Raw genomic sequence first — 26,953 nt, 5'->3', positions numbered from 1 at the left:
ATAGAGATCCAGATTAACCAGGGTGCCCATCCGCTCTTGGGGTAAGTAACATTTTGCCAAATTTAAACACAAAAAGAGCAAAAGCGTAGATCCACAGCGCGGCTGAAATATTCACCAATGTGAACAAGTGTTCAGGCCATATTGCCACCCCAAAGCCACGAATAACCGCTGCGATTACAACCGCTAAAAAGGCATGCCACATACTCGGCCCTTCATAAATCGCACGTCCTGTATGACCCATGGTCACTCGGGCGATCATCGCAAGAATGACACCACCAATCGCACCAATGGCAAATACATGGATCATGTTGTGGGCAAAGAATTGTCCGTTCGGTAGTAGGTTAAATGAGGCCAATGCTTTAAAAAGTAAGCCGACTGGAATACAAGCATACGAAGCGTGTAGCGACCAAACTAGGGGCTCTTTATAAGTCGTCCAAGGTTTCCAGCGTAGAAAGCGAATAGCCTGAAATAAGGCCGCGATAAGCATGAGATAAGGCCCAATAGTGCTAAATGTGATAGGGAAAAAACTTAAAACAAACAGCATGACTAACGGAGTATTGGCAAACGCATCTAACCAAATGAGGGTTGGTGGTTTTTCAAATTGCATCTTACGAGCCGTAAAGAAGGGGATCACCCGTCCACCCATGATCGAAATCAGCAAAACGAACCACCAGATCATCGCTTGCCAAACCGCAATGCTTGGAAAAGGAGGCATGCCTTTGATGGTGGCGTAGCTGGCAAAGTTCGCCACAATGGCCAACACAAAGAAAGGAAGGAATATCAGGTTGCGGTAGCCTTTTGCTTTGATCACTCTAATCGAGATCTCGTAGGCAACGACGACTAAAAATAACGCTTCAATTGAAGAGGTTAACCATAGAGGAACCGGAGCCCAAAACAACAACCTAGGTAATAACCAAAGCAATAATACAAACCCGAGGCGCTTATCTTTGGTGCCATTGATGCCTGTCCAGTTTTGAACGGCGGTTAATAGAAAACCCGCCACAATCGCCATGGCAAAACCAAAGATCATCTCATGTACATGCCACCATAATGCAGGGACTTGTAGTGTGTTTGGTTGGCCATGTTGAAAGGCGTAGACCCAAACGGCAATGGCAATGGCGGCATATAAACTGCCTAATAAAAAGAAGGGCCTAAACCCTAAACGTAACATAGGGAGAATTTTCTCTTCTTTACTTTTGTCGGTGATATTCATCATCAATAGTGATCTCTAAAAAGTGCGTATGGAAAATTGATTTACCACTATGACTAAGCATTTTTCATGCCATATTTAAGTTATTGATTTTATTTAGTTATGGTTGTTTTTAGATAAAAATGATGTTGTTAATTTCACATCATTGCTATAATCGACACAATTCCATTTGTTAAGAGAGTTAACATGTCTCAATCAATCGAACAGGTTTTGCTCAATATTGCGGTTAATCTGAATGCCCATCAGCCCACTTATCGACATTATCAAAAGCTACTTGATGGGTTGCAGCAGGTTCTACCGTGTGATGCGAGTGCTTTGTTTATTTTAGATGATGCACAAAATTTAGTGCCAGTGGCGATTAATGGTTTATCGATGGCGGTATTGGGGCGAAAATTCTCACCGCAGGAGCATCCTCGGCTTGAGATGATCATGCAAAGTCGTTTACCGGTTCGATTTCCTGAAAGCTCAAGCTTGCCGGATCCGTTTGATGGGTTACTCAGTGAAGATGATGAAGCCAGCATTGATGTGCATTCTTGTATGGGATGTAGCTTATATGTAGGAGAAGCGCTGGTTGGCGTCCTGACTATTGACGCATTGGCGTCGGGCGCCTTTAAAAAAGTCACTGATGACACGATTGCCACCTTTGCTGCGCTCGCGGCGGGCATTGTGCGTAACATCAGCTTGTTTGAAGCACTTGAAAAAGCCAATCATCAACAGCGTTCAATCAACCAGCTGCTTATCGATGAAGCTCGTGATAAAGGCGGTAAGTTGGTTGGGGTCAGCCCACAAATTGTTCAGCTACGTAATAGCATTAAGATGGTCGCGCAATCTAACTATGCCGTATTAATCAGTGGTGAAACCGGTACAGGTAAAGAACTCGTGGCCCATGAAGTGCATGCGCAAAGTAGCCGCTGTGATAAACCTATGGTGTATGTTAACTGTGCTGCTTTGCCGGAATCTATCGCGGAAAGTGAGTTGTTTGGTCACGTCAAAGGCGCGTTTACTGGCGCTAACTCTCACCGCGCAGGTAAGTTTGAGTTGGCCGATGGAGGCACTATCTTTTTAGATGAAATTGGAGAGCTGCCACTATTGCTGCAAGCTAAGCTGCTACGAGTGATCCAACAAGGTGAAGTGCAGCGAGTGGGGGCCGATCATAACAGTATTATTGATGTTCGAATCATTGCGGCTACCAATCGAGATCTCGATAAAGAAGTGGAAGAACAGCGATTTCGCTCCGATCTTTTCCATCGCTTAAATGTTTTCCCAATTCATGTACCACCATTACGTGAAAGAGAGGGCGATATTGCTGTGTTGGTTGGCCATATTCTCGACCGTATTCGTAGTCAATTCCAAATTAAGACTCTGCACCTTCACCCTAGAGCATTGGCAATATTGGAAAAACAACCCTGGCTTGGTAATGTTCGTGAACTTGAGCATTCCTTGATGCGCGCGGGTCTTCACGCCGTTCAAGATAAAGCTGAATTAATTAAACCTCAGCACTTTACCAGTGAGTTTGTTGATATTCCCAAACGTCAACATTCCTCACAATCTAGCTTGGCTATGCCTAATGAACCGATCGCCTTAAGACAAGCCGTGGAAGCATACCAAAAGCAACTGATTGAGCATGCCTTGAAGAAAAATGATGGCGTGTGGGCGAAAGCGGCGCAATTCTTACAGGTGGATCGAGGGAATCTATATAAACTGGGTAAGAAGTTAGGCTTATAGAGCTCAGTATGAATCAGAATAGGGAACCGAATGATCAATATAAATTCAGTGAAAATTTGATATGTGTATTGATATTTTATCAATGAAGCCCCATTCTGTTGGGGAATTAACTTCTGAAGAGCTAAATGTGAGCGTCATTCGGTTTCTATTATTGTGTATTTGCTTCGTTGGCATCAGCTTGGTGGGAATGGCTCCTGCCAAGGCAATGCACACCTCTCATTTACAATCGGTTAATTTATCTACAGATGATGGCTCTTTTGAAGTGAGTTCTCTTGCTCCTATTTCTTTAGCTCAAGGTGAGTCGCCGACATCTAAGGTTCCACCTTTGTCGGTATCGAATTCGCATAACCTACCTAGTGTTACTTTATCTCATTCTCTCGATGTTACTTCTTCGAGTGATTTAAGCCATCCTATTTATGTTAATGGTTTCTCTCTGAGATTTTCCCATGGAAACTTTAACAGCGATGAACTGGCCCCTGATTATGTGAAGGTCTTTGAATTTTCAGAAGTGTCATTTGCTTCAAGTGCTCGACATTATGTTGAACGCTTTACTCCTCAGCATCAGTGGATGATGCACATCAACTCCCAATCATTGCGTCTTTCTGCTTGGAAAGACAGCAACCTACAGTATATACCTCAGCAATACGCCCATTTATTTGCCTAACCTAGGTTGAGTGATTTTTTAATCCTCTAACATCCGTTTCGGCCGTTATTATTGCGCTATTTTTTTGCGAATACTTGTTACGCAATCGCATGATAATTCGGCTACTTTGCGACGGTTCTATTTCATCATTCTGAGTCTTTATACGGCGTAGAAGGAGTAGAACTTGCCGCTGAGTCATTAACGCCCGATGTCTCAAATCGTGTGTTGATGATCTAATTAGGTAAATAAAATGAATGCACATAAATCTCGCGCTTCTGCTCGGCGCACCTTAAACCAATACTCTTATTGGCAGTATGCGGTACTGATTGTCACTATTTCTATTATGTTATTAAGTGCCTTACCTTCTTGGTTTGGTGAATCTCCTGCGCTGCAAATTAATCAGGGCAGTGATTTAGTCAGTGAAACTAATCAGGGAAAATATGCTCAATTAGAACCATTGAAACTACAACAAGCCCTGACTAAACAAGGGATTGAATTAAAAGAAATCAAGCAAGATAAAACCACCACGTGGGTCATATTGTCGGACTCAGAGCAAATGGCACAGGCCAAAAAAGCGTTGCTTGAGATGGTTGGTCAACAAGGGAAAGGTAAGGGTATTCAAGTGGCTTTAGCGTCGGTACCTAATGCGCCTCAATGGTTAACTAGCCTTGGTTTTAAACCGATTTCACTCGGATTGGATCTGCGTGGCGGGGTGCAATTTCTACTCGATGTGGATATGGATTCAGTCTACCAAAATCAAATTGATGAAATGCAGCAAGGGATCAGCCATTTCTTGATGGATAACCAATTACGTCGAGCCAAATTCAGTGATATTTCACAGGATGGATTGACGGTGACACTTGCCAGTGCAAGACAAATAGAGCCGCTACGTGATTTTATTCATGGGCAATATCCGAATTGGAAAGTGATCAATAAGGATAATCGGCTTACTTTAACTCGCTTGGAAACCGAAAGTGTCGCGTTACGTAATTTAACCGTTCAGCAAAATTTGCAGATTATGCGTAGCCGAATTGAAGAATTAGGCATCACAGAAGCGTCGGTACAGAGGCAAGGTGATCAACGCATTCGTATTGAACTCCCTGGGGTGCAAGATCCCGCGCAAGCGAAAAACGTAATAGGTGCAACGGCCAGCTTGGCGTTTTATGAAGTACTGAATACCCCATCAGAGGGCGGAAAAACCTTGCCGGATCAAAATGGTCAGTTGGTTCGGGTGAAATCATCGCCGGTATTAACGGGTGAACATATTGTTGATGCGCGAGCTAATTTCGGCGAAATGGGCATGCCAGAAGTGAACATTAGTTTGGACGGGCAAGGGGGAAAAATGATGGCCGATTTCTCTGGTCGTCATATTGGTAAGCCAATGGCAACCGCGTATAGCGAATATTCACGTAATGAAAAGGGGGAAGTCGAACAAACTAATAAGATTATTAGTGTCGCGACCATTCAATCTGCTCTTGGCTCTAAGTTCCGCATTACAGGGGCGGGCTCAATGCAAGATGCCCAAAGTTTAGCGCTATTACTCAGAGCGGGTTCATTAACGGCGCCAGTGACCATAGTGGAAGAGCGCACGATAGGACCAACACTAGGGGCGGAAAATATTACCAACGGCTTTTCTGCCTTAGCATTAGGTTTAGGCATGACATTGTTGTTTATGGCGGTTTGGTATCGTCGATTAGGTTGGATTGCAAACGTCGCATTATTAGCCAACATGGTGATGTTATTTGGCTTGCTGGCTTTAATTCCGGGGGCGGTATTGACCTTACCCGGCATTGCAGGGTTAGTGCTTACCGTTGGTATGGCGGTCGATACTAACGTGCTTATTTTTGAGCGGATCCGAGATAAATTAAAAGATGGGAATAGTTTAGCTAAGTCGATAAATGATGGATTTAGCAGTGCAACCAGCACAATTTTCGATGCGAACTTTACCACCATGATCACTGCTATCGTGTTGTATTGCATTGGTAATGGGCCAATACAAGGCTTTGCTTTAACACTTGGGCTCGGGCTTCTGACCAGCATGTTTACTGGGATTTTTGCTTCTCGCGCAATGATCAATTGGTTTTGGGGTAAAGACACCCGCCGTAATGTGAGTATTTAATCATGAGTCAATTAATCAATATGAAAAATGCCAATAAATGGCGTTATGGCACCAGTGTCATTTCTATTTTACTTATGTGTGTTGCGTTGTTTTTCATTACTACAAAGGGCTTTAACTGGGGGTTAGACTTTACTGGTGGTGTGGTGAGTGAGATTCAATTGAACCCACATATCACCAACAGTGAATTGAGCCCATTATTAGAAGCAGGGTTAGGCCAAAAAGTCAGTGTGGTGGCAGGTGAAGAGCAAGGGCGTTGGATTATTCGCTACAGCATTCCTGAGAGTACTCAGCAGGCTGTGGCATCAATTGAAACACTACTCGCGCCATTACACGCCGATACCAAAGTGTTGAATACCAGCATTGTAGGACCTCAAGTTGGCCAAGATCTGGCTGAACAAGGCGGCCTGGCTTTGCTTGTTTGTTTGCTGTGTATCATGGTGTATCTAAGTGTTCGATTTGAGTGGCGTTTAGCGCTAGGGTCGCTGGTAGCATTACTGCATGATGTTGTGTTTGTGCTGGGTTTCTTTGCGTTAAGCCAGATGGAATTTAACTTAACCGTGCTCGCCGCCATTTTGGCGATCTTAGGTTACTCGTTGAATGACTCCATCATCATTGCCGACCGCATTCGTGAATTGTTGAGAATGAAACCGAAAGTCGCCACTGCGGATATCAATAACCAAGCCATCGCAGCAACATTTAGCCGCACCATGATCACTTCAGGAACGACGCTATTAACGGTTTCAGCCTTGTGGTTACTCGGTGGTGCGCCGTTGGAAGGTTTTTCTATTGCAATGTTTATCGGCATTATGACCGGAACCTGGTCGTCCATTTCAGTTGGTACTTCTTTACCTGAAGTGTTGGGATTAAAAGCTGAACATTATCAAGTGATTGAGGTATCCGACACACCATAAATATAAAAAATAGCTCTTTTACTGCACATTCATTTATCGCGCGGTAAAAGAGCTTGCTTAGTTCTGATATGAGGTAGTTAATTTTTGATGTAAAAATAACATCGTTATGTTGTAATTATAACAACGATACTGGTGGTTAATGACTTGTTAAATTGAATTAAATCAATAATTTAAAAGTTGGCACGCAAAGTGCAGTACAGAAGTGAATTTGTTATGAGTCCCAAAAGAGTGGGGCGATGATGTTAATCATTACTGGAGCTTTAAATTATGTTTTGTATTCAATGTGAACAAACGATCCGTACACCGGTTGGCGATGGCTGTTCTTACGCGCAAGGTATGTGTGGTAAAACCAGCGAAGTGTCTGACTTACAAGATATCTTAGTCTACGTATTGCAAGGTGTGTCTTTCTGGGCGGATCTTGGTCGCAAGTTTGACATCATAGATTCAGAAGTGGATGAGTGGGCACCTCAAGCTTTCTTCTCGACGTTGACCAATGTGAACTTCGATGCGGATCGTATTGTTGAATTTTCTAATCAAGCGTATGCGTATAAGTTACGTTTAGAAGAAAAAGTACGTGCAGCGGCGACCTTATCCAATGAAGCATTACCTGAGTTAACGCCAGCGGCTCAATTTGCTCTACCCACCTCACGTGAAGAATTATTAAAATATGCGCCTCTTGCCGCGGTGAACCGTGGTCATGAAACCGTCGATCCAGATGTCATGGGCTTACGTTTATTATCTCTATACGGGCTAAAAGGTGCGGCGGCTTATATGGAGCATGCGCGCGTACTTGGCCAAACAGAAGAAGCGGTTTTTGCTGAGTATCACCAAATTATGTCTTGGTTAGGCTCTGAACCTCAAGATCTACAAGCGTTACTTGATTGCTCGATGCAAATTGGTTTGATGAACTACAAAATCATGGAAATGCTTGATAAAGGTGAAACCGATACTTTCGGTCATCCTGCGCCTACTCAAGTGAATGTTAAGCCTGTCAAAGGCAAATGTATCTTAGTATCAGGCCATGACTTGCACGATCTTGAAAAAATCCTGCAACAAACTGAAGGCAAAGGCATCAACGTTTACACCAACGGTGAAATGCTGCCCGCTCACGGCTATCCTGAACTCAATAAATATCCTCACCTAGTCGGTAACTACGGCAGTGCTTGGCAGAATCAACAAAAAGAATTTGCTAACTTCCCTGGTGCGATCGTGATGACGTCTAACTGTCTGCTTAACCCTGAAGTGGGTCAATATAATGATCGAATCTTCACCCGTAGCATCGTAGGTTGGCCAAACGTGACTCACATTGTGGGTGATGATTTTTCAGAAGTGATTGACTGTGCATTGGCGCAAGAAGGCTTCAAACACGATGAAATTGAACACATGATCACGGTTGGTTTTGGTCGTAATGCATTGATGGAAGCGGCACCGGCGGTTATTGATCAAGTGAAGCAAGGTAATATTAGCCACTTCTTCTTAGTCGGTGGTTGTGATGGTGACAAAGTGGAGCGTAACTACTTCAACGAGTTTACGAAACAAACCCCAGATGACAGCCTAATTTTAACGCTGGCTTGTGGTAAGTTCCGTTTCAATAAAGAACAACACGGTGAAATCAACGGTATTCCTCGTCTATTAGATGTGGGTCAATGTAATGACTCTTACTCCGCCATCCAATTAGCGCTTGCATTGGCCAAAGAGTTTGATTGTGGCGTAAATGATCTTCCACTGACTTTAGTGCTATCTTGGTTCGAGCAAAAAGCCATTGTGGTGCTATTAACGCTTCTTGCGTTAGGCATTAAAGGTATCTACACCGGTCCAACCAAACCTGCATTCTTAACCGATAACCTAATGGCTGTGATGCAAGAGAAGTTTGATCTACGCGGAATCTCAACGGTTGAAGCGGATATGAAAACAATCTTGGGCGAGAAAGCCGCTTAATTGTTTTAGCGTTATGTAATCGACGTCATTTCGGGTATCAACAATGATGACTCGAAATGACGTTCATATTTGCAATTCTTAAGAGAGATCGAATGACATGAACCCATTTGAATGGCCAGACAATCAACCCGCCACCTTTATTTGCCAACGTAAATGGCAGGAAACACCCAATTGCGTTAGCGTCACTTTAGTGGCCGACAATCAGAATTCAGAAACGGTATTTGACTTTATTCCCGGTCAATTTATCACGCTGGGCATTGAGGTAGAAGGTAAGACGGAATACCGCGCCTATTCATTAAGTTCAATGCCTCATCAAAGCGAATTACAACTGACCATTAAACGCGTTGATGGTGGCAAAGTTTCCAACTATATCGTGGATTCTTTACAAGAAGGTCAAACCGTTTCAGTGTTAAAACCGGCTGGAGAATTTCATATCGAGCAACCGCATGGCGACCACATTGTATTGCTCAGTGCAGGCTGTGGCATCACACCAGTAATGTCGATGGCGAAAACTCTACTAGCGGATAAAACGGATACCACAGATATTCACTTTATCCATGCGGCAACAGAACTTGAGCAAGTGATTTACCATCAAGAATTACTAGAAATGGCAGCGTCACATGAGCGTTTTCACTTTGATGTGATGTTAGAAAATGCCCAAGGATCAGAATATTTAGAAGGGCGCTTAACACAAGCAGCGTTAAAACAATATTGCCCTGATATTGCGGAGCGTAGTGCATTTTTATGCGGCCCAATTGGTTTTATGAGCGCGATGCAAGAAAACTTATCGGAGCTGGGCATGAATATGGATAACTTTTATCAAGAAAGTTTCACGTCTGCTGAATCAGAACAACCAGAAGTAATGCTGGAACCGGGAGTAATATTGAATAGCGATGCCGATAAAGCGCAAGCCATCAGTAATGCAACCGTATTTGTACCAGCCTTTGGCGCTCATGCCGAAGCGAAAGTGGGGAGTGCATTGATTGATGCATTAGAAGCGGCCAAAGTACCCGTCATTGCCGCATGCCGAAGTGGCATTTGTGGTTCTTGTAAGTGTCGTGTCGTCAAAGGCGAATTTACTCGCACTAGTACCGCGACTTTAACGGAAGATGAAATCGATAATGGCGTTGTTCTGGCGTGTTCGTGCCAAGTTGAGTCGGATGTTGAAGTCGCGTTAAACTAACAATTTCATTCTTCGTGAGAAATATAAAAGGGTCGCTATCAATGAAATGGTAGCGACCCTTTTTCGTATAAATGAGCGATATAGATTTAAACTACTTCTGAAGCTTTTCTTTTGCTTCTTCTACCTTTGAGTAATCCAAACCCAACTCATCTACCGCATCTTTAATTAACGCTGGGTTTTGCATTACCTGAGCCATTAACATTTGAAGTTTGTCTTGCGGTAAACCGAGTTGGCTAATGGTTGCCATTGCCGCTAATGGGTTTTCTGTGAGTTGTTGAAAAATATCACGGATTTGCTCGTCGGCAATATTGTGTTCTTTCAGTAACGCTAAAATTGGGTTCATGATGCTCTCTTATGAGTGTGAAAATAGATGGGCGTATTTTATACCTAAGTGGCTTCAAGATGCTATTTGAAGTCACTTAGGTTGAAGTCATTTAGGAGAATTTATCTATACGGCGACTATTTTAAATTACCGCCGATCCCAATGCTTGGGTTGACATAGACTGGGCCAATTTTAAATGGGGCGCCTATATCTAAACTTGCGTAAGGAGTACAAGAGGCGAGTAATACCACTGTTGCAGCAGCAATAATCATACGTTTGATATTTTTCATTATTTCATCTCCTGTATAACAAATCCTGCACCCGCTGGATCGCGAATGATTGCGACTGTACCGTTACGAACTTCTTTGGTAGGTGCCATTAACACATGTCCGCCATTGAGCTCGATTTTTTCAACCGTTGCGTTGATGTCAGAGACTTTGATGTAATTCACCCATGTCGTTGGAACCTCAGCATTAGGTTTTTTCACAAATCCAAATGCAGGCTGATCATTAATAGCCAAGTATGAATAGCTATGACCTAGCATGGTTTTGTCAGTGCTCTTAAAGTCGCCCAATTTTTGATAGAAGCTCTGACTTTGAGAAATGTTATCTGTCCAGATTTCTTGCCAAATCCAATTGCCGTCTTGTTTCGCAAGAGGTGCAGGGTCGCCGGTAAAGGTATTTAAAATCGAGAAGACGGCACCTTGTGGATCTTGAATTACGGCAAGTTCACCTCGTCCCTTTAATGTGGTTTTCTTGATTAAGGTTTTACCACCAGCCAGTTTTGATTGGCTTAATGTGTTATCAACATTATTGGTTGAGATCACTGGTAGCCAGTAATTGGTGCTGCTGTTACTAGGCATTTTGGCCATGCCAGCAATAGGTTGTCCTTGGTAAGTGATCAGGCTGTAATCATTATTGACGCTTTCAAAATTCCAGCCAAAGACATTGTGGTAGAAAGGTTGAACTTTGTCTGGAGCGGTAGTAGCAAGATCTCGCCAAATGATGGTTCCTACCGCTTTATTATTGCTACTCGCCAATGCCGGGAGAGTGAGAGAAGGGGATTGACTACATGCGTTAACCAATAAAGCCAGTGAGCAGGTGACGGGCACGGTTAGCCATTTCATTGAAAAGGGTTTCATTACATTATCCTTTAGTTTTCATTTACCTATTAAGATAGCATCGAAGGGTATAAATGATCATATTTTATTTAATGTTCAATTGCTCTGCGTTGTTGCGTAAAACAGCGTATACTCGCCACCAAGCACCTTGCTTCTTTTAATTGGAATATCAATGTCAAAATTATTTTTTAAAGGCCGTATTGATGCGCGCCAAAGCCATGTTACGTCTGGCTATAACGTTAAGCGTAATATTAAAGCTGGCAGCACCGAATCACCTTTATCGTTAAGTGTTCAAACTGAAGCACGTTCTTTAGAAGTGTTGGAAATACTTAAGCAACACGATTTGGTTGCAGACATCACGATTGATGACTCACAAAGCGAAAACATTATTGAATTAGAAACGGTGCTAAATAAGCCAACCACAACGACGTTTGAAAAAACGCCAAATCGCAATGATCCTTGCTTATGCGGAAGTGGTAAAAAATATAAAAAGTGTTGCGCATAGCCGCCAACCATTATCGATGTAATATCCAAGCAATAAGGTGAATGTGATGAGCATTTGCCTTTTTTTATGGTGGTATTTCATCGTGTAAATAGCGGACAAAAAAAGGCGGGCCTATGATACCCGCCAAAAAATGAGGAAGCGTTAATTGTGGGGTTATACCAATCGTACTAATTATCTGATCATCCTTGCTACGCAATTTTTGACCATCTAATTAGTGTGATTGGTATTAATTCACTGCCTCAATTTTTGTTTGATTGGTCGATTGCACATTTCGACGCCGCTCGGAAAGGACGACGAGCAAACGTTGTAGACCAATGAAACAAAACAGCAAAATCCCGATGATGATCTTGGTCCACCAAGAACTTAAGGTGCCATCAAAGGTGATATAAGTTTGGATTAAGCCTTGGAGCAGTACGCCGAATAGCGAGCCGAACACGGTGCCAACACCTCCCGATAGCAAGGTTCCACCAATCACTACTGCCGCAATGCCATCAAGCTCTACACCGACCGCGGCTAATGGGTAGCCCGCTGAGGTGTAAATCGCAAACACAATACCGGATAGTGTCGCCAGCAAACTCGATAACATATAAATGCGAATGTTGGTTTGACGAACAGGCACGCCCATTAACGCGGCAGACTGAGCATTACCACCAATCGCATAGACGTTATTACCAAATCGAGTCCGATGGGCGAGATAAATCCCAAAGGCCACCACTGCCAACATGATGATAGCGATTAAGCTTAGTCGACCGCCTCCCCAAATCTTCCACGAGGCACGAGATAATTCTCTAAACATGGGATGTACGATTGGAATCGATTGTTCAGAAATAATAAAACTAGTACCGCGCAAAAAGAACATGCCAGCTAAGGTAATGATGAAAGGCGGGATTTTTAAAGTATCAATTAGCCAACCCATCATCGCACCAAAGATTGCCCCCATCGCCAATACAATTGGGATCGCGACCACAGGATTAATGCCCCAATCCCCGACCATTTTGGCAAGAAATACCCCGGTAAAGGCAATCACTGCACCAACGGAAAGATCGATGCCGCCTGAGAGGATCACAAAGGTCATGCCGACGGCAATGATTCCGAGAAACGCATTATCAGTTAAGATATTACAAATGACTCGAGTGGTTAAAAACGCTGGGTATTCAACCAAACAAATGACATAACCGAGAATAAAGACCCCGATAGTGATCATTAAAGGTAAATGGCGTTTGATCATGACTTACCTCGCTTTAATGAATTTAAAACCGTAGATGATTGCAACACCAAAACGACTAAGACCACTAACGCTTTCACGATTTGGTTCCATTGCGGTTGATATCCAGAAAGTAATATTCCAGTGTTTACCCCTTGAATAATCAGCGCGCCCACTAAGGCGAGGAATAAATGAAAACGTCCCCCCATTAATGCGGTTCCGCCAATGACAACGGCTAATATGGCATCCATTTCAAGCCATAACCCTGCATTATTGGCATCGGCTCCTCGAATATCGGCGGCGACAATAATGCCGGCAATCGCAGCCATCAAGCCGCTTAACATGTAGGTTGAAATCACAATAACCGGGGTGTTTACGCCAGCATTTTTGGCAGCGCGGATATTAATCCCGACCGATTCAATAAATAAGCCGAGTGCGGTTTTTTTGGTAAGTAGCCAGATAAACAAAGTACACAGTAATGTGATAACGACTGGGGTTGGGAAGTAGAGGAAAGAGCCACTGCCTAACCATGCTAAAGCGTCGTTATTGAAGGTGATGATTTGCCCCTCGGTAATTAGCTGAGCAACACCGCGTCCGGCAACCATTAAAATTAATGTGGCCACAATAGGCTGGATTTTAAACACCGCGACGAGGAAACCATTCCATAATCCACAAACTAAGCCTGCGGCCAATGACGCTAAAATAACGATGGGAATTGAGTAGCCTTGCGAAGCTAAACTTGCCATGGTTGCACCGCTGATCGCCATCACTGCGCCAACGGATAAATCGATTCCGCCAGTCGCGATCACGAGTGTCATACCGAGGGTAAGCAGGGCAACAGGAGCGCAGCGGTTCAAAATATCAATGACACTACCAAACAAACGACCATCTTGGATGTGAATAGAAAAGAAACCATCTGAGACAATACTGTTGATGAGCAGCACTAAAATTAAGGCCGCAATTTGTGGTGCGCCTTTCGGTATTTTGAATTTGAACTTCGACGGCTGATTTGGTTTTGGCTTAAGAGAATGTTGAACTGTTTGAGACCTCATGCGGCACCTCCTTGGGCAATGGCTTGCATGATGGCAGGAACCGTTAATGTTTCGGTTGGAATTTCAGTGACTTGTTTCTTGTCTCTCAGCACAATCACTCGGTCAGCATAACTCACCAATTCTTCAAGTTCGGAAGAAATAACCAGTAAAGCGAGTCCGTCCGCGCAAAGTGATTCGATTAAACGGATGATTTCTGCGTGTGCACCTACGTCAATGCCACGAGTGGGTTCATCTAAAATAAGGAATTTAGGTTTGGTTAATAACCAACGAGCGAGCAGTGCTTTTTGCTGATTACCACCAGACAGAAACTCGATCGGTTGTTCCATATTTGGGGTTTTAATGCCCAGTTGTTTTATAAAGCGATTGGCGATGTCTTCTTGTTCTTTTTGCGAAATAGGGTTGAACCATCCACGTTGTGCTTGCAGCGCGAGGATAATATTTTCTCGTACCGAAGCGGCGCCAATGATGCCATCGGTTTTTCTGTCTTCAGGGCAAAAGCCTAAACCTGCACGCGAAGCTTTTCTAGCCGAATGAATCGTGATCTTTTCGCCTTTAAAAGTACATTGGCCGCTGTCATTGGGTTGAATGCCGAAAATGACTTCCGCGGTTTCAGTTCGACCAGAGCCCAGTAAGCCTGCAAGTCCAACGATCTCTCCGGGATAGACATTAAGATCAAATGGGTGAATGGTGCCTTTTTTACCGTAATGGCTAAGTTGGATAGTTGGCGTGTCGCTTAAACGAGTTTTGCCGGCACGTCTAAGCGCATTATCAGCAAGATCTTTACCTAACATCATTTTGATTAATTCGATTCTAGGTAGCTCTTTGGTGACTCGTGTTCCTATGAATTGGCCATTACGTAAAACGGTAATGCGGTCAGACACTTCATAGACTTGCTCAAGAAAGTGAGTAATGAAAATTAAGCTGATCCCTTGTTGTTTCAAGTCGGTCATGATGCGAAATAGCATCTTTACTTCATTGTTATCGAGGCTGGCCGTTGGTTCATCTAAGATCAATATTTTGGCAGATAAAGACACTGCCCGAGCAATTGCAATCACTTGCTGAATGGCTACGGAAAAGTGGTTAAGAGGCTGGGTGACATCAATATTCAAGCCATATTTTTTGACCAGTGTTTTGGATTTCTCGGTCATGGTTTTACGATCCACGAATCCCCATTTCATGGGTTCATGGCCGATAAATAAATTATCGACGACCGACATATTCGGCAATAAATTAACTTCTTGATAAACGGTACCAATGCCGAGTTGTTGGGCGTGCGAAGTATCGGTTGGATTGATCGGTTGATTTTCTAATAACACCTCGCCGCTATCTTTTTGATAAACGCCAGTGAGTACTTTAATGAGTGTGGATTTACCTGCGCCATTTTCGCCCAGTAATGCCATGATTTCGCCATGCTGTAATTCAAAATCAACATTATCGAGCGCGCGTACTCCAGGAAAGGATTTAGAAATCCCTTTTGTTTGAAGTAGGGGTATTGCTGAGCGTCCTTGCTCAGATTGAATCTGTGACATAGTGACTCCGTTAATGCTCTTTTAACAAACTCGAGCATGATTTTTCCTTCAACGGGCTAAATATTGATATGCATGTAAGGTTGATGGTTGAAGCTCGCTATTGATTCACTTGCGAACTTAACCATCACCTTACATGTTTATTGATTTCAAGCTGCGTGAGTGATACGCGTTGAATATCGATTAATATCCCATGTCTTTTTTCAGAGCGAGCTGCTCTTTTGCACTATCTGGCTCAAATAGTTTAGATTCCGTTTTGATGTGTTTTGGTGGCACCGTACCATCTTCTTTGTATTTAATGAGCGCATCATAAGCAGGGCCAGCCATGTTTGGTGTGAGCTCTACGGTGGCATTAGCTTCACCTGCCATCATGGCTTTAAAGATGTCTGGCACACCATCAATGGAAACGATATAGATATCTGAACCTGGTTTTAATCCCGCTTCTTTTATCGATTGGATTGCACCGATTGCCATGTCGTCATTGTGAGCAAATACGGCACAAATATTCTTACCGTTATCTTCTGCTTTAATAAAACTCTCCATGACTTCTTTACCTTTACTACGAGTAAATTCGCCAGATTGAGTTCGGATGATCTTGAGGTTACTGGCGGAGGCGATGGCATCTTGGAAACCTTTTTTACGGTCGATTGCAACACTCGCTCCGACGGTACCTTGCAGTTCCACGACATTACATGGTTTACCGCCGACTTTGTTGATCAACCATTTCGCGGCTAATTCACCTTCAAGCACGTTGTCAGCCATCACGGCGGTCATATAAAGTGAATCGTCTTGTACATCAATGCCACGGTCGAGAAGAAATACCGGAATATCGTTATCTTTTGCTTCTTCCAGTACTGGTCCCCAACCGGTTTGTACGACTGGCGCGATAAAGATGGCGTCAACGCCTTGAGCAATGAAAGATCGAACGGCTTTGATTTGGTTTTCTTGTTTTTGCTGCGCATCAGAAATTTTTAATGTGATACCACGTTTTTCGGCTTCCGATTTTGCGACGCTAGTTTCCGCTGCACGCCAACCCGATTCCGATCCTATTTGCGAAAACCCAACAGTAAGGTCTTGAGCAAAAACAGAATGGGACAGAAGGGCGGCGCTGACCATGGCAGTTAAGGTTAATTTTTTTAGCATAATATTTTCCTTGTTATTATTGATACGCGAGATGGATACATCCTTTCATCTCTATGCCCTAACTGACAGAAGTGGCTGCTTTATAGGTTGAATTGGTTAACCATGCAGCACTCCAGTAAATTTAGTGGTGGTACTTTGCACCATGCGAATCAGAAATGATTGGTGCAAACTACTTAACCACTAAATTTCAACGTCAACGATTTGAGCACACGTTTATTAAAGTAGTAGAGGAAATGAGTAATAAGCAGATAAATGGTCACAGAATCCCTTGAATAGCTATTCTATCCATGTAAATAGCGGCGAAATCCATAATAAAGATTTGACGGATTCATTAACTAAAACAATGGCCTATATTAGACTTTAGTCTTATTTTTTGTGCCAGTTCTAGGCTTTGTGATGAGGAGGGAGCGAGGCGGTTGAGGTAATAAAAAAAGCCTAAACAGAAATCGATTCTATTTAGGCTTAACGGCAGTAAGACAGGTAGGTGATTATACGATTAGGTCGTAATCACGTTTTAGAATATCGATGATTTCTTGTTTAGGATCGGCGCTTAATTCGATTTTCTTACCGGTGATTTTTTCAGCAATGCCGAGGTAGGTTTGAGAGATCTTCATGATTTCTTCTTGTGGCAATGCATTATTTTCCGCAAGGGCAAAGCGTTCATCCATGCGGTTTTTATTCAATAAAATATCTGGATCTGGGAAGTAGTTGAGCAGGAATTGGCGGAATCCTTCTTTGGAGTTTTCGACAATACGACCGGCTTGATATTCGTTTTTATCCCAAATTCTTGATGAGTCTGGTGTGCCGACTTCATCCATATAAATCAGTTTTTCGTTACCTTCGGCATCGTTAACATAGCCAAACTCAAATTTAGTATCGACGAAAATTTGGCCGACGCTGTCTAAAGCATCGCTAATCACTTTAAAGCCTTCTTTGAGTAATTTTTCATAATGGGCAATGTCGCTGGCTTTAGAAAAATTAAACGCTTCAAAATTCGCCTCGATGTCTTGGCGAGAGATATTGACGTCATCGGCTTCTGGTACGTTTGGAATACCTTTTAAAATGCCTTTGGTTGATGGCGTGATCAGCAGTTCTGGTAGCGGTTTATCTTTTTCTAAGCCTTCAGGCATGGCAATACCACAAAACTCACGTTCGCCTTTCTCGTAAGATCGCCACATTGAACCGGTGATGTATTGACGGCAAATGGCTTCAATCATGACAGGTTTGGCTTTTTGGACGATCCAAATAAATGGATGAGGGATATCGAGGATGTGACTGTCAGCGAGGTGATTATCTTTAAACAGTTGGAACCAATGGTTGGAAATGGCATTTAAGGCTGCGCCTTTGCCCGGTACGCCTTTTAATCCACCTTCGCCATGCCAAATGCAATCGAATGCAGAGATACGGTCGCTGATCACCATAATAGCTAAGGGAGCATCTTCGGCGACATCGTAACCTTTTTCTTTAATTAGGCGACGGCTGTCAGCTTCGGTTAACCAATATACTGAACGAACTTTACCACTGTGTACTGGTTTGTCAGTGCGGATGGGGAGGTCATCATTCACGGCAAGAACTTGATTAGCAATGCTCATTTCCATTTTCCTACTAGGCTTAAAAACTGGGTATGTTGAGAACAGGTATCTTAAGAACAAATATCTTAAGAACTAAGTATGAATGCCTTTCACACCTGAAAGCCGCATAATAACAGAACTCACCTAATTCCATCCAGAGAAAAAGCAAACGTTTGCTATTAAAATATTTTTACGTAAATGGAGTCTTATTGAATAATTCGTGTTGATGTCTCTATTAAATTAATGGAGGTGGCGGGTTAACGTTTGTTGAATCGAGTTATTCATAAAGAAGATCTCACAGCCATTTTGACGTGCTTGAGTTCTCAAAGTGTCTTTATCTTGTGCCGAAAAATTATCACTTGCCACAATCGCACTGGCATTTTTAGCGGCAAGGGCTTTCAGGATGATGTCTTTTTCAGTCATCGAATGAGACGCTTTAATTTTGATGACTTTATGAGTCTCAATACCAAAAGTCTGTAATTCTTGGTTGGTTGGAAGAATTGCACCAGCGGTAAACAGTAACCAGTTTGGTTTTTTAGAAAGCATTGATAGACGAGAAAACAACGAACTATTTTCTGAATAAACATCATCATTATGAGCAAAAGAAGTAAACGCTTGATGAGGTAAAACGGCATTGTGATTCAACATAATTAACTGTCCATATATCCATACTGTGTTTATATACAGTAGTTTTTTGTTGGTGAAAGATCAAGCGCTTTATTGAGCGATAGGTCATTAAATGTGATAAAGGTCACTTTTTATTTGTGGTTTTTCCAAACTGGTGTAAAATTAATTGGTTCATAACTTATTAAAAAAAAAGAAATTTAATGGGTTTGAAGGTAGGAATTTTCTGATGGTGTGGTTGATTTTTTTATTTAGTACTAATTTTTAGTGACGGATAAAAAATCGTTCATCTTAGATTGACCAATGGCTTTACACGTTGTGAGGCTATAAATTCATAGGAATAAAAAAATGAATAAATATTTAGCAGAATGTTTTGGTACGTTTTGGCTAGTACTTGGTGGTTGTGGTAGTGCGGTTTTAGCTGCAGCGTTCCCAGATCTTGGTATCGGTTTTGTGGGTGTTTCTCTAGCCTTCGGTCTGACTGTTTTAACCATGGCTTTTGCGATTGGCCATATTTCAGGTTGCCACCTAAACCCAGCAGTATCTATCGGTTTATGGGCCGGTGGTCGCTTCCCAGCAAATCAACTTTTACCTTACATTATTGCTCAAGTTGTTGGTGGCATTATTGCTGGTGGCGTGCTTTACGTGATTGCATCAGGTCAAGCTGGTTTTGATCTGGCGGCAGGGTTTGCATCTAATGGCTACGGTGAGCATTCACCTGGTGGTTTCTCTATGACTTCTGCGCTTGTGACTGAAGTTGTAATGACAATGATGTTCTTGATCGTTATCCTTGGCGCAACAGATAAACGTGCTCCAGCAGGTTTTGCCCCAATCGCGATTGGTCTATGTCTAACACTGATTCACTTGATCTCTATCCCAGTAACTAACACTTCAGTTAACCCTGCGCGTAGTACTGCGGTTGCGGTATACGTGGGTGATTGGGCGACTTCTCAACTTTGGTTGTTCTGGGTTGCCCCAATTGCAGGTGCGATTTTAGGTGCGATTGCATACCGTTTCATCGGCTGTGAAAAAGCAGAAAACGCATAATCAAAGTATAAGAGGTGTCTTATAAAAGGCATCGCTTATACCCAAGTAATTTCAAGGTGCGAGTTTCAGCGTCTTGAAGTCACTGGGTATATACAAATGGATCTAAAAAGGCGCTTATGATGAGCGCCTTTTTTTGTCTACGATTTACAGTTGTTGTTATTTCAATTTGGCTTGTTTATCTCTTAAAGCCTGTTCTGCTAAGTTAAATTGTCGAACATCAATTCGAGCAAAGTCGTGACATTCTGGACAAGCTTTATGACTGATTCCATCGATATATTCTAACTTCGTTAATTGACCCACGAACTGTTTACACCAATCGCAAGTACCATGCTCACTTTCCATTTTATATTTTCCCATTACTACTTCAAAATTCTTTAACGCCAAGAAGTGTAGCGAAGTAAAGTGACACTTTCGAATGTTATTATTTAGTTAAATGTGTATTTGCTCACATTATTCAACAATAAAAATGAGGGAATCGATTGCCTGAATTAAATGGATTATTTGGTTAAGCGTTTTTTCTCTGCCGCACCATTGATTGGGCGGTTCACTGATATACGACGGCCTTTTTTCAAGCCGACTTCATAATCGGCAGTGAAGTTTTTCATAGCATCACGTAACTGTTGTTTGAAGGTTTCACGGTCGACATTTTGGAATTCTTTGTCGATATAGTCGTTAATCTTATTCGCCGAGTCATCATCGGGAGCAATTAAAGGGAGCTTTTCCAGCGCACCTTCAATCCAGCCAGATAAGAAAGAGTTAACACGACGTGTCACTTCAGCACTGGTTGTTCCTGTACCTGAGAAACTATTACGGAATTGACCCGTTTGTTCGTTCATTTCACGATAAATAATATCAAACGCGAAAGCGGCAAAAATAGCTCGGTCGGCCTCGCCAATAAACTCAACACGCTTTAAGCCTTTATGGTTGAGCAATACCGCTTCAACCCCAAAACGGGTATTGATTCCACGGATGATTCGTAAGATGTTTGAGCTAATAGTAGAGGGCAACAAATGGCTAGATTGAGTCTTACCCAATTTAATGAAATCAATATCGTCCTTATCCAAGCCATACTTAAGCATCAGCCTGTGCGCCATTTTGATCGCTTGGGCTGCTTCGTTGACATTAGCAGAACTGCCTAACTCAAGGCATTTGGCAATTTTTTTAAGGGCTTTTTGTTTATCCATTACCTTTGATGTACTCATTGATAGGCTGATTGTCTGGGTAAAATAATGAGCCGCATATTCTACCGTTTTTTGTGCTTGTAAGAAAGGAGAACAATTGAGCTTGGGTCACAAATTAATTTTGTACTTATGAATGGTGCAAACGATAACTTTCTGCTCCTCACTGCTACTGAAATGAGGTAAAGTGAGGTAATTCACAAAATTTACTTTTCCACGAAATAGATAGTTACCTACGTAATAAATAGTTACCTACGTAATAAAGGTATACCTAGCTGAGGGATCAGCAATACAGGGGCATGAGGCGCAATGTTAGCAAACAACCAATCTTCGAAAACATCTTCAGTTAATACTGTTTTACCGCCATTAACGCAGCGTTTTGAGGTCGATTCTCTCGTAGAAGCCTATCTCAATGAACTACTTGCAGCAGGATTTACGGGTGATATTGAGCAAACCTACGCCAGCCGTTTAGCGGTGGCGACCGATAACAGTGTGTATCAACAACTTCCACAAGCAGTGATATTGCCTAGAGATAACCAAGATATACAGCGAATTGGTCGCATCGGTGCTCAATCAAAATACGATAGCGTAACGTTTTCTCCGCGCGGTGGCGGCACAGGCACTAACGGACAATCGTTGACCAAAGGTATTGTGGTTGATATGTCTCGTTATATGAACAAAGTGCTTGAAGTCAACGAAGCGGAAGGTTGGGTGCGAGTCCAATCGGGTGTGATTAAAGATCAATTAAATGACGCGGTTCGACCGTACGGTTATTTCTTTTCTCCTGATTTATCGACCAGTAACCGCGCAACGATTGGTGGCATGATTAATACTGATGCTTCTGGTCAAGGCTCTTTGAAATACGGTAAAACCTCAGACCATGTGTTGTCGCTGCAAGCGGTGTTTGCCGACGGCTCAATGTATGAAACCGATGGCTCGCAAGGTGAACCGAAATTGGGCACTTATGCAAATGAAGCCTACCGAATGACAGAAGTAATATGCCGAGAAAATCGTGCGGCTATTGAAGAAAAATTCCCCCCATTAAACCGTTTCTTAACCGGTTATGATCTTAAAAATGCGTTGTCATTTGAACAAGAGGAATCCGGAGTTTTTGATTTGGGTCGAGTGCTGTGTGGTGCAGAAGGTTCGCTTGCTTTTATTACCGAAGCAAAATTGAATCTAACCCCAATCCCGAAAGCTCGTTCACTGGTTAACATCAAATATAACTCTTTCGATTCGGCATTAAGAAATGCACCACTAATGGTTAAAGCGCAGGCTTTGTCGGTTGAAACTGTGGATTCAAAAGTCTTGAATTTAGCCAAGCAAGATATTGTCTGGCATACCGTCAGTGATTTACTTACCGATGTTCCGGGCAAAGACATGCAAGGGATCAATATTGTCGAATTTGCAGGTCAAGATGAAAGTGAAGTCGCCACTTTGGTGAATGAGCTCGTTGCTAAATTAGACAAGCAACTCGAAACGGAAGACGGTGGCATTATCGGTTTTCAGGTTTGTCATGATCTTGAGAGCATTAATAAAATCTACAACATGCGCAAAAAAGCGGTGGGTTTATTAGGTGGTGCAAAAGGGCGAGCGAAGCCGATTGCTTTTACTGAAGATACTTGTGTGCCACCGGAAAATTTGGCGGATTTTATTGCAGAATTCCGAGCGTTACTGGACGATAAATCACTGAACTATGGCATGTTTGGTCATGTTGATGCTGGCGTGTTGCATGTCCGTCCAGCTCTAGACTTATGCGATCCTGAACAAGAAAAATTGATGCATCAGGTTTCTGATGAAGTGGTGAAACTGGTCGCTAAATATGGCGGTTTAATGTGGGGTGAGCATGGCAAAGGTTATCGCTCAGAATACGGGCCAGAGTTTTTTGGTGATGAATTGTTTACTCAATTACGTCGAGTGAAAGCTGCGTTTGATCCGCTCAATAAAATGAACCCAGGAAAAATCTGTACGCCAATTGAAAGTCAAGATGAGTTAGTGAAAGTCTCGGATACCAAACGTGCATTTTACGATCGCCAAATTCCGGTTACAGTGCGTGATAGCTTTAAACAAGCGATGGAATGTAACGGCAACGGCTTGTGCTTTAACTATGATGTGAATTCTCCGATGTGTCCTTCGATGAAGGTTACGGCGGATCGTCGACATTCACCGAAAGGTCGAGCAGGTTTAGTTCGTGAATGGTTGCGTCAATTGACCGCCAATGGGGTGGATATTCTTGATCTAGAAGAAACGGCATTAAAGCAATCAAGTTCAGTAAAAACCATGATTGATCGTGTTCGTAATTCGATGAAAAAGAAAGATGAATACGACTTTTCCCATGAAGTGTTCGATGCGCTAAATGGCTGCTTGGCTTGTAAAGCTTGTGCTAGCCAATGTCCGATTAATGTCGATGTGCCGTCTTTCCGCTCTCGCTTTTTAAATGTGTATTACACTCGTTATCAGCGCCCGGTAAAAGATTATTTGGTTGGAAATATTGAAACCATGCTTCCTTTAATGGCCGTGGCACCTAAAGTGGTTAATAGCATGCTGGCGATGAATTGGGTGCAATCGTTAACGAAAAAAACCGTGGGTTATATTGATACACCATTGCTGTCTATCCCGACACTAAAGCAATCTTTAGAAGATCAACTTTGGGATAGTCGTTTCAGTTTGTCTCAGTTGCAATCGCTTCCCGCGGAAAAACGTGAAAGATATGTTCTGATTGTTCAAGACCCGTTCACCAGCTTTTATGATGCCGATGTGGTGTCCGATTTTGTGGACTTAGCGGTTAAACTGGGTAAGAAGCCAGTCGTGTTACCGTTTAAACCCAATGGAAAAGCTCAGCATATAAAAGGTTTCTTGAAGCAATTTGCTCAAACTGCCAGTTCAACCGCGGAGTTTCTCACCCAACTCACAGAATTAAATATTCCAATGGTTGGCGTCGATCCTGCAACTGTACTTTGTTATCGAGATGAATATCGTGAAGTATTAGGTGAGAAAGCCGGTGACTTTACAGTACTCAGTGTGCATGAATGGTTACAACCAAACTTGTCGACATTTGTTTATTCGGCAAAAGCGGATCATAAGCCTTGGTATTTGTTTTCTCACTGCACCGAGAAAACTAAGTTACCGAATTCTGAAAAGCAGTGGGGCGAAATCTTCACGCATTTTGGCGGGACGTTAACGACGGTTCCAGTTGGTTGTTGTGGTATGGCGGGAACTTTTGGTCATGAAGCCGATAAGTTTGAAATGTCACAAGGTATCTATCAGTTAAGTTGGCAACCCAATATTAATCGTTTAGACAAAGAGCGTTGTTTGGTTACTGGCTACTCTTGTCGTAGTCAAGTGAAGCGTTTTGAGGGGATGAAGCCAAAACATCCGCTGCAAGCCTTGCTTACGATGCTGGAGTAACTTAAAACAACTGAATAGTTAAATAGGAAAAAGGCCTGAAGCGAAAGATATCGTTTCAGGCCTTTTAGTTTTTGGTAATGATTACTAATGATTAGAAATCGTAACGGATACCCGCTTGGATTTGGTCATCTAAGTCATCAATCATTTCAAACTTGTAACCTGCGTAAGTACGTAGGTTGCTGTTGAATTTGTAAACCGCTTCAATTGCAACGTTATCAACTGCATCATCATCGCCATCGTTTTCAGTTGCGTAGTTATATACGCCAACGAAAGTCCACTGATCCAGTTTGTATTGCGCTGAAATTTCGTAACCATCATTATCATTGCTGTTACCCGCAGCATCATCACTAAAGTTCATGAGATAAAGGGCACCGAAGGTGAAGTCAGCAATAGAGTATTGTGCGCCGATATCGACTTGGTTTGCATCTTGGTCTGCCACTTTACCGCCAGCGTAACCAACACCTAAATCTAGACCGAAATCAAATGAATACATACCAGCAAGCGCGTATTGATCAGAATCCGCTTCTTCTTCTGCAAGGTAGTTAGCACCTAGTGTAAAGCCGCCAAATTTACCTTTATAAGCAAAGTTGTTTTCTTGTTTATCACTACCTGCACGTAATGCGACAGCGCCATCGGCATCTGCGCCAAACGTGGCCATGGTATCGGTAAAATCAGTGATCATGACTAATGCGGTGTCTTGTTTACCATAAGAGAATTCACCGATTTGCGTACCAATACCTGCGAATAGGTAGCGAGTTTTAATATCGCTACCTGAGCTCACTTCATTTTCGTATTTACCAAAACCATATAGATCATCAGTAATCTGGGTTTTACCTGAAATGTTTAAGCGTGCACGACTTTTGTCATTGAATGCGCTTTCTTCTTTATCACCAGTAACGGGATCATATTCTTCATTGTTATCTGACACATTGAAACGTGCTTCTGCACGACCGCCAACTTTTAGCTCAGATGTATCATCTTTATAGACCGTCGCCGCTAAAGAAGAGGTCGAGATCATTGCTGCCAAGATAGATGTGGCTAGAACTGCTTTTTTCATTGTTTAAATCCTATGTTTTAAATTAGAGACTTATATGTCTTCTTGGTGTTGGAAGTACTCTAGAATAGGAATGTTAAGAATTGGTGTCTGTTATATGACGTTTTGATGTATTGCTAGGAGTGATATTTAAATGTGATCTATGTCTCATAGAAAAAGCCAAAATGCAGAACACTTTGGCTTTTAAATTGGTTGAGGTTTTGAAAATTAAGTTATGAAGGTAAGTAGATCGCGCCTAATACCGCCAGACGTGAAGCTCCTGTCGCAGCGGGTAGGTTACCCGGTAAACCGTTGATGGTTTGGTGTGCAAGCCAAGCAAAAGCCATTGCCTCCATGTAATCGGCATCAATACCATATTTTAATGTATTGCCTATTTGCCACTCAGGAAGCAGTTGTTGCAGCCTCTCCATAAGTAATGGATTGTTCGCCCCACCGCCACAAGCCAATAACTCATTAATGCGGTGATTTTGAGTGAGCTCTTCTACTTCGTTAGCAATGGTTATGGCGGTAAATTCGGCGAGCGTAGTAAGGACATCTTCATTGCTTAATGTAAAGCGTGTTAATTTTTCTTCTAGCCAAGGAAGGTTAAATAATTCTCTGCCAGTGCTTTTCGGGGCGGGAAGCTGTAAGTAGCTTTCAGCTAATAAGGCTTTGAGAAGAGGTTGATTTACCTTACCGGCTCGGGCAATCGCGGCATCCTTATCATAAGGTTTACCAAAGTGTTTCTGAACCCAAGCATCCATGAGCATGTTGCCAGGCCCGGTATCATAGCCCGAAGTTTTATCGCCATTGATAATAGAAATATTGGCAATTCCACCAATATTTAAAATGACGATGTTATTTTCAAGGTGATCAAATAGGGCTTTATGAAATGCCGGAACCAGCGGGGCACCTTGACCACCTAATGCCATGTCTTTGCGTCGAAAATCCGCCACGGTTGTAATGCCTGTTTGCGCGGCGATAATATTGGCATCCCCAATTTGCATGGTGAAAGGGTAAGCGGAATCAGGTGCATGAAACACCGTTTGGCCATGGCTACCGATAGCTTTAATATCGCTTCTATTTAAGCTGTTTTTATCTATTAGTTGATCCACTGCATCGGCAAACACCTTACCTAAGCGATGATCAATTTCGCCGATTTTAAGTAACGTGGTCTGTTGGCCAATACACACATCTAATACGTCTTGTTTTAAATCCTCTGGCATAGTGAAAAAATCTTGCGCCAGTAAGCGAATCGACTTTCCATCGGTTTCAACTAATGCGGTATCCACACCATCTAAACTGGTGCCAGACATAATGCCGATGTATTTTTCCATAGTTTACCTTTGAGTCGGAATCTAAGAATTAATTAGTTTAAAGACAGAGTTTTAAACATACATGATTAGTGTCAGAATAACGTATAAAACCTTAAAATCAGTACCATAAATCACGTTTGTCGATTATTTTGGTGCAATATTTCGATACTGAGAA

General features: G+C 42.5%; 23 protein-coding genes. 9 read left to right on the top strand and 14 right to left on the bottom strand.

Features of this window, described 5'->3' with window-relative positions:
- Positions 1-13 precede the first annotated feature (13 nt).
- The gene (locus VRUMOI_RS16340) at positions 14-1,216 is read right to left on the bottom strand and encodes an NnrS family protein (RefSeq protein ID WP_089138489.1); all 1,203 of its coding nucleotides are present in this window, start codon (positions 1,214-1,216) and stop codon (positions 14-16) included.
- Positions 1,217-1,396: 180 nt separating this feature from the next.
- Between VRUMOI_RS16340 and norR the strand changes: the two genes are divergently transcribed.
- The 6 genes from norR (at position 1,397) to VRUMOI_RS16310 (ending at position 9,729) form a co-directional block, all read left to right on the top strand.
- A complete protein-coding gene (norR, locus tag VRUMOI_RS16335) occupies positions 1,397-2,935 on the top strand; it encodes a nitric oxide reductase transcriptional regulator NorR (RefSeq protein ID WP_089138490.1) in 1,539 nt (512 codons plus the stop codon).
- 61 nt (positions 2,936-2,996) lie between these two features.
- A complete protein-coding gene (locus VRUMOI_RS16330) occupies positions 2,997-3,599 on the top strand; it encodes a hypothetical protein (protein WP_089138491.1) in 603 nt (200 codons plus the stop codon).
- A gap of 229 nt (positions 3,600-3,828) precedes the next feature.
- Positions 3,829-5,697: a protein translocase subunit SecD gene (gene secD / locus VRUMOI_RS16325; protein ID WP_089138492.1), complete on the top strand. Its 1,869-nt coding sequence runs from the start codon at positions 3,829-3,831 to the stop codon at positions 5,695-5,697.
- Positions 5,698-5,699: 2 nt separating this feature from the next.
- A complete protein-coding gene (gene secF / locus VRUMOI_RS16320) occupies positions 5,700-6,608 on the top strand; it encodes a protein translocase subunit SecF (protein WP_197712962.1) in 909 nt (302 codons plus the stop codon).
- 267 nt (positions 6,609-6,875) lie between these two features.
- Positions 6,876-8,546: a hydroxylamine reductase gene (gene hcp / locus VRUMOI_RS16315; protein WP_089138493.1), complete on the top strand. Its 1,671-nt coding sequence runs from the start codon at positions 6,876-6,878 to the stop codon at positions 8,544-8,546.
- Positions 8,547-8,643: 97 nt separating this feature from the next.
- Positions 8,644-9,729: a hybrid-cluster NAD(P)-dependent oxidoreductase gene (locus tag VRUMOI_RS16310; RefSeq protein WP_089138494.1), complete on the top strand. Its 1,086-nt coding sequence runs from the start codon at positions 8,644-8,646 to the stop codon at positions 9,727-9,729.
- Between the two features lie 91 nt (positions 9,730-9,820).
- On the opposite strand, the gene VRUMOI_RS16305 is transcribed toward VRUMOI_RS16310, so the two are convergent.
- The 3 genes from VRUMOI_RS16305 to VRUMOI_RS16300 form a co-directional block, all read right to left on the bottom strand.
- Positions 9,821-10,072: a DUF2999 family protein gene (locus tag VRUMOI_RS16305; RefSeq protein WP_089138495.1), complete on the bottom strand. Its 252-nt coding sequence runs from the start codon at positions 10,070-10,072 to the stop codon at positions 9,821-9,823.
- Between the two features lie 116 nt (positions 10,073-10,188).
- Positions 10,189-10,341, bottom strand: coding sequence for a hypothetical protein (locus VRUMOI_RS19370; protein WP_174208823.1), 153 nt, complete (start codon positions 10,339-10,341; stop codon positions 10,189-10,191).
- Complete coding sequence (locus tag VRUMOI_RS16300) at positions 10,341-11,192, bottom strand: VOC family protein (RefSeq protein ID WP_089138496.1); 852 nt, start codon at positions 11,190-11,192, stop codon at positions 10,341-10,343. The genes VRUMOI_RS19370 and VRUMOI_RS16300 overlap by 1 nt, the downstream gene beginning before the upstream one ends.
- A 151-nt stretch (positions 11,193-11,343) precedes the next feature.
- On the opposite strand from VRUMOI_RS16300, the gene VRUMOI_RS16295 reads away from it, so the two are divergent.
- On the top strand, positions 11,344-11,676 hold the full coding sequence (locus tag VRUMOI_RS16295; protein WP_089138497.1) for a PBPRA1643 family SWIM/SEC-C metal-binding motif protein: 333 nt from the start codon (positions 11,344-11,346) through the stop codon (positions 11,674-11,676).
- A gap of 226 nt (positions 11,677-11,902) precedes the next feature.
- Here VRUMOI_RS16295 and yjfF read toward each other — a convergent pair whose 3' ends face one another.
- From yjfF to VRUMOI_RS16265, 6 genes are all read right to left on the bottom strand, one after another.
- Complete coding sequence (yjfF, locus tag VRUMOI_RS16290) at positions 11,903-12,904, bottom strand: galactofuranose ABC transporter, permease protein YjfF (RefSeq protein WP_089138498.1); 1,002 nt, start codon at positions 12,902-12,904, stop codon at positions 11,903-11,905.
- The gene (gene ytfT, locus VRUMOI_RS16285) at positions 12,901-13,932 is read right to left on the bottom strand and encodes a galactofuranose ABC transporter, ATP-binding protein YtfT (protein ID WP_089138499.1); all 1,032 of its coding nucleotides are present in this window, start codon (positions 13,930-13,932) and stop codon (positions 12,901-12,903) included. The genes yjfF and ytfT overlap by 4 nt, the downstream gene beginning before the upstream one ends.
- Positions 13,929-15,461 (bottom strand): galactofuranose ABC transporter, ATP-binding protein YtfR, encoded by a 1,533-nt coding sequence (gene ytfR / locus VRUMOI_RS16280; protein WP_089138500.1) that lies wholly within the window; start codon positions 15,459-15,461, stop codon positions 13,929-13,931. The genes ytfT and ytfR overlap by 4 nt, the downstream gene beginning before the upstream one ends.
- 180 nt (positions 15,462-15,641) lie before the next feature.
- A complete protein-coding gene (gene ytfQ, locus VRUMOI_RS16275; protein ID WP_089138501.1) occupies positions 15,642-16,601 on the bottom strand; it encodes a galactofuranose ABC transporter, galactofuranose-binding protein YtfQ in 960 nt (319 codons plus the stop codon).
- Positions 16,602-17,089: 488 nt separating this feature from the next.
- A complete protein-coding gene (locus VRUMOI_RS16270) occupies positions 17,090-18,193 on the bottom strand; it encodes a phosphoribosylaminoimidazolesuccinocarboxamide synthase (protein WP_089138502.1) in 1,104 nt (367 codons plus the stop codon).
- A 219-nt stretch (positions 18,194-18,412) separates the two neighbouring features.
- On the bottom strand, positions 18,413-18,820 hold the full coding sequence (locus tag VRUMOI_RS16265; protein ID WP_089138503.1) for a hypothetical protein: 408 nt from the start codon (positions 18,818-18,820) through the stop codon (positions 18,413-18,415).
- A 324-nt stretch (positions 18,821-19,144) separates the two neighbouring features.
- Between VRUMOI_RS16265 and aqpZ the strand changes: the two genes are divergently transcribed.
- Positions 19,145-19,843 (top strand): aquaporin Z, encoded by a 699-nt coding sequence (gene aqpZ / locus VRUMOI_RS16260; RefSeq protein ID WP_089138504.1) that lies wholly within the window; start codon positions 19,145-19,147, stop codon positions 19,841-19,843.
- A gap of 156 nt (positions 19,844-19,999) precedes the next feature.
- Here the strand turns inward: aqpZ and VRUMOI_RS16255 are convergent, their stop codons facing one another.
- Positions 20,000-20,185, bottom strand: a complete 186-nt coding sequence (locus tag VRUMOI_RS16255; RefSeq protein WP_089138505.1) for a hypothetical protein — start codon at positions 20,183-20,185, stop codon at positions 20,000-20,002.
- A 155-nt stretch (positions 20,186-20,340) separates the two neighbouring features.
- Positions 20,341-21,027: a DUF2786 domain-containing protein gene (locus tag VRUMOI_RS16250; protein ID WP_089138506.1), complete on the bottom strand. Its 687-nt coding sequence runs from the start codon at positions 21,025-21,027 to the stop codon at positions 20,341-20,343.
- A gap of 303 nt (positions 21,028-21,330) precedes the next feature.
- Between VRUMOI_RS16250 and ydiJ the strand changes: the two genes are divergently transcribed.
- Positions 21,331-24,429: a D-2-hydroxyglutarate dehydrogenase YdiJ gene (gene ydiJ, locus VRUMOI_RS16245; protein WP_089138507.1), complete on the top strand. Its 3,099-nt coding sequence runs from the start codon at positions 21,331-21,333 to the stop codon at positions 24,427-24,429.
- A gap of 91 nt (positions 24,430-24,520) precedes the next feature.
- Here the strand turns inward: ydiJ and VRUMOI_RS16240 are convergent, their stop codons facing one another.
- A complete protein-coding gene (locus VRUMOI_RS16240) occupies positions 24,521-25,486 on the bottom strand; it encodes a porin (RefSeq protein WP_089138508.1) in 966 nt (321 codons plus the stop codon).
- A gap of 209 nt (positions 25,487-25,695) precedes the next feature.
- A complete protein-coding gene (locus VRUMOI_RS16235; RefSeq protein ID WP_089138509.1) occupies positions 25,696-26,799 on the bottom strand; it encodes an anhydro-N-acetylmuramic acid kinase in 1,104 nt (367 codons plus the stop codon).
- Positions 26,800-26,953: the final 154 nt, after the last annotated feature.

This window comes from Vibrio rumoiensis, from assembly GCF_002218045.2.
Lineage (GTDB): Bacteria > Pseudomonadota > Gammaproteobacteria > Enterobacterales > Vibrionaceae > Vibrio > Vibrio rumoiensis.
Note: the sequence above shows the minus strand (reverse complement) of the source record. Positions and strands in the feature narration are given on the sequence as shown.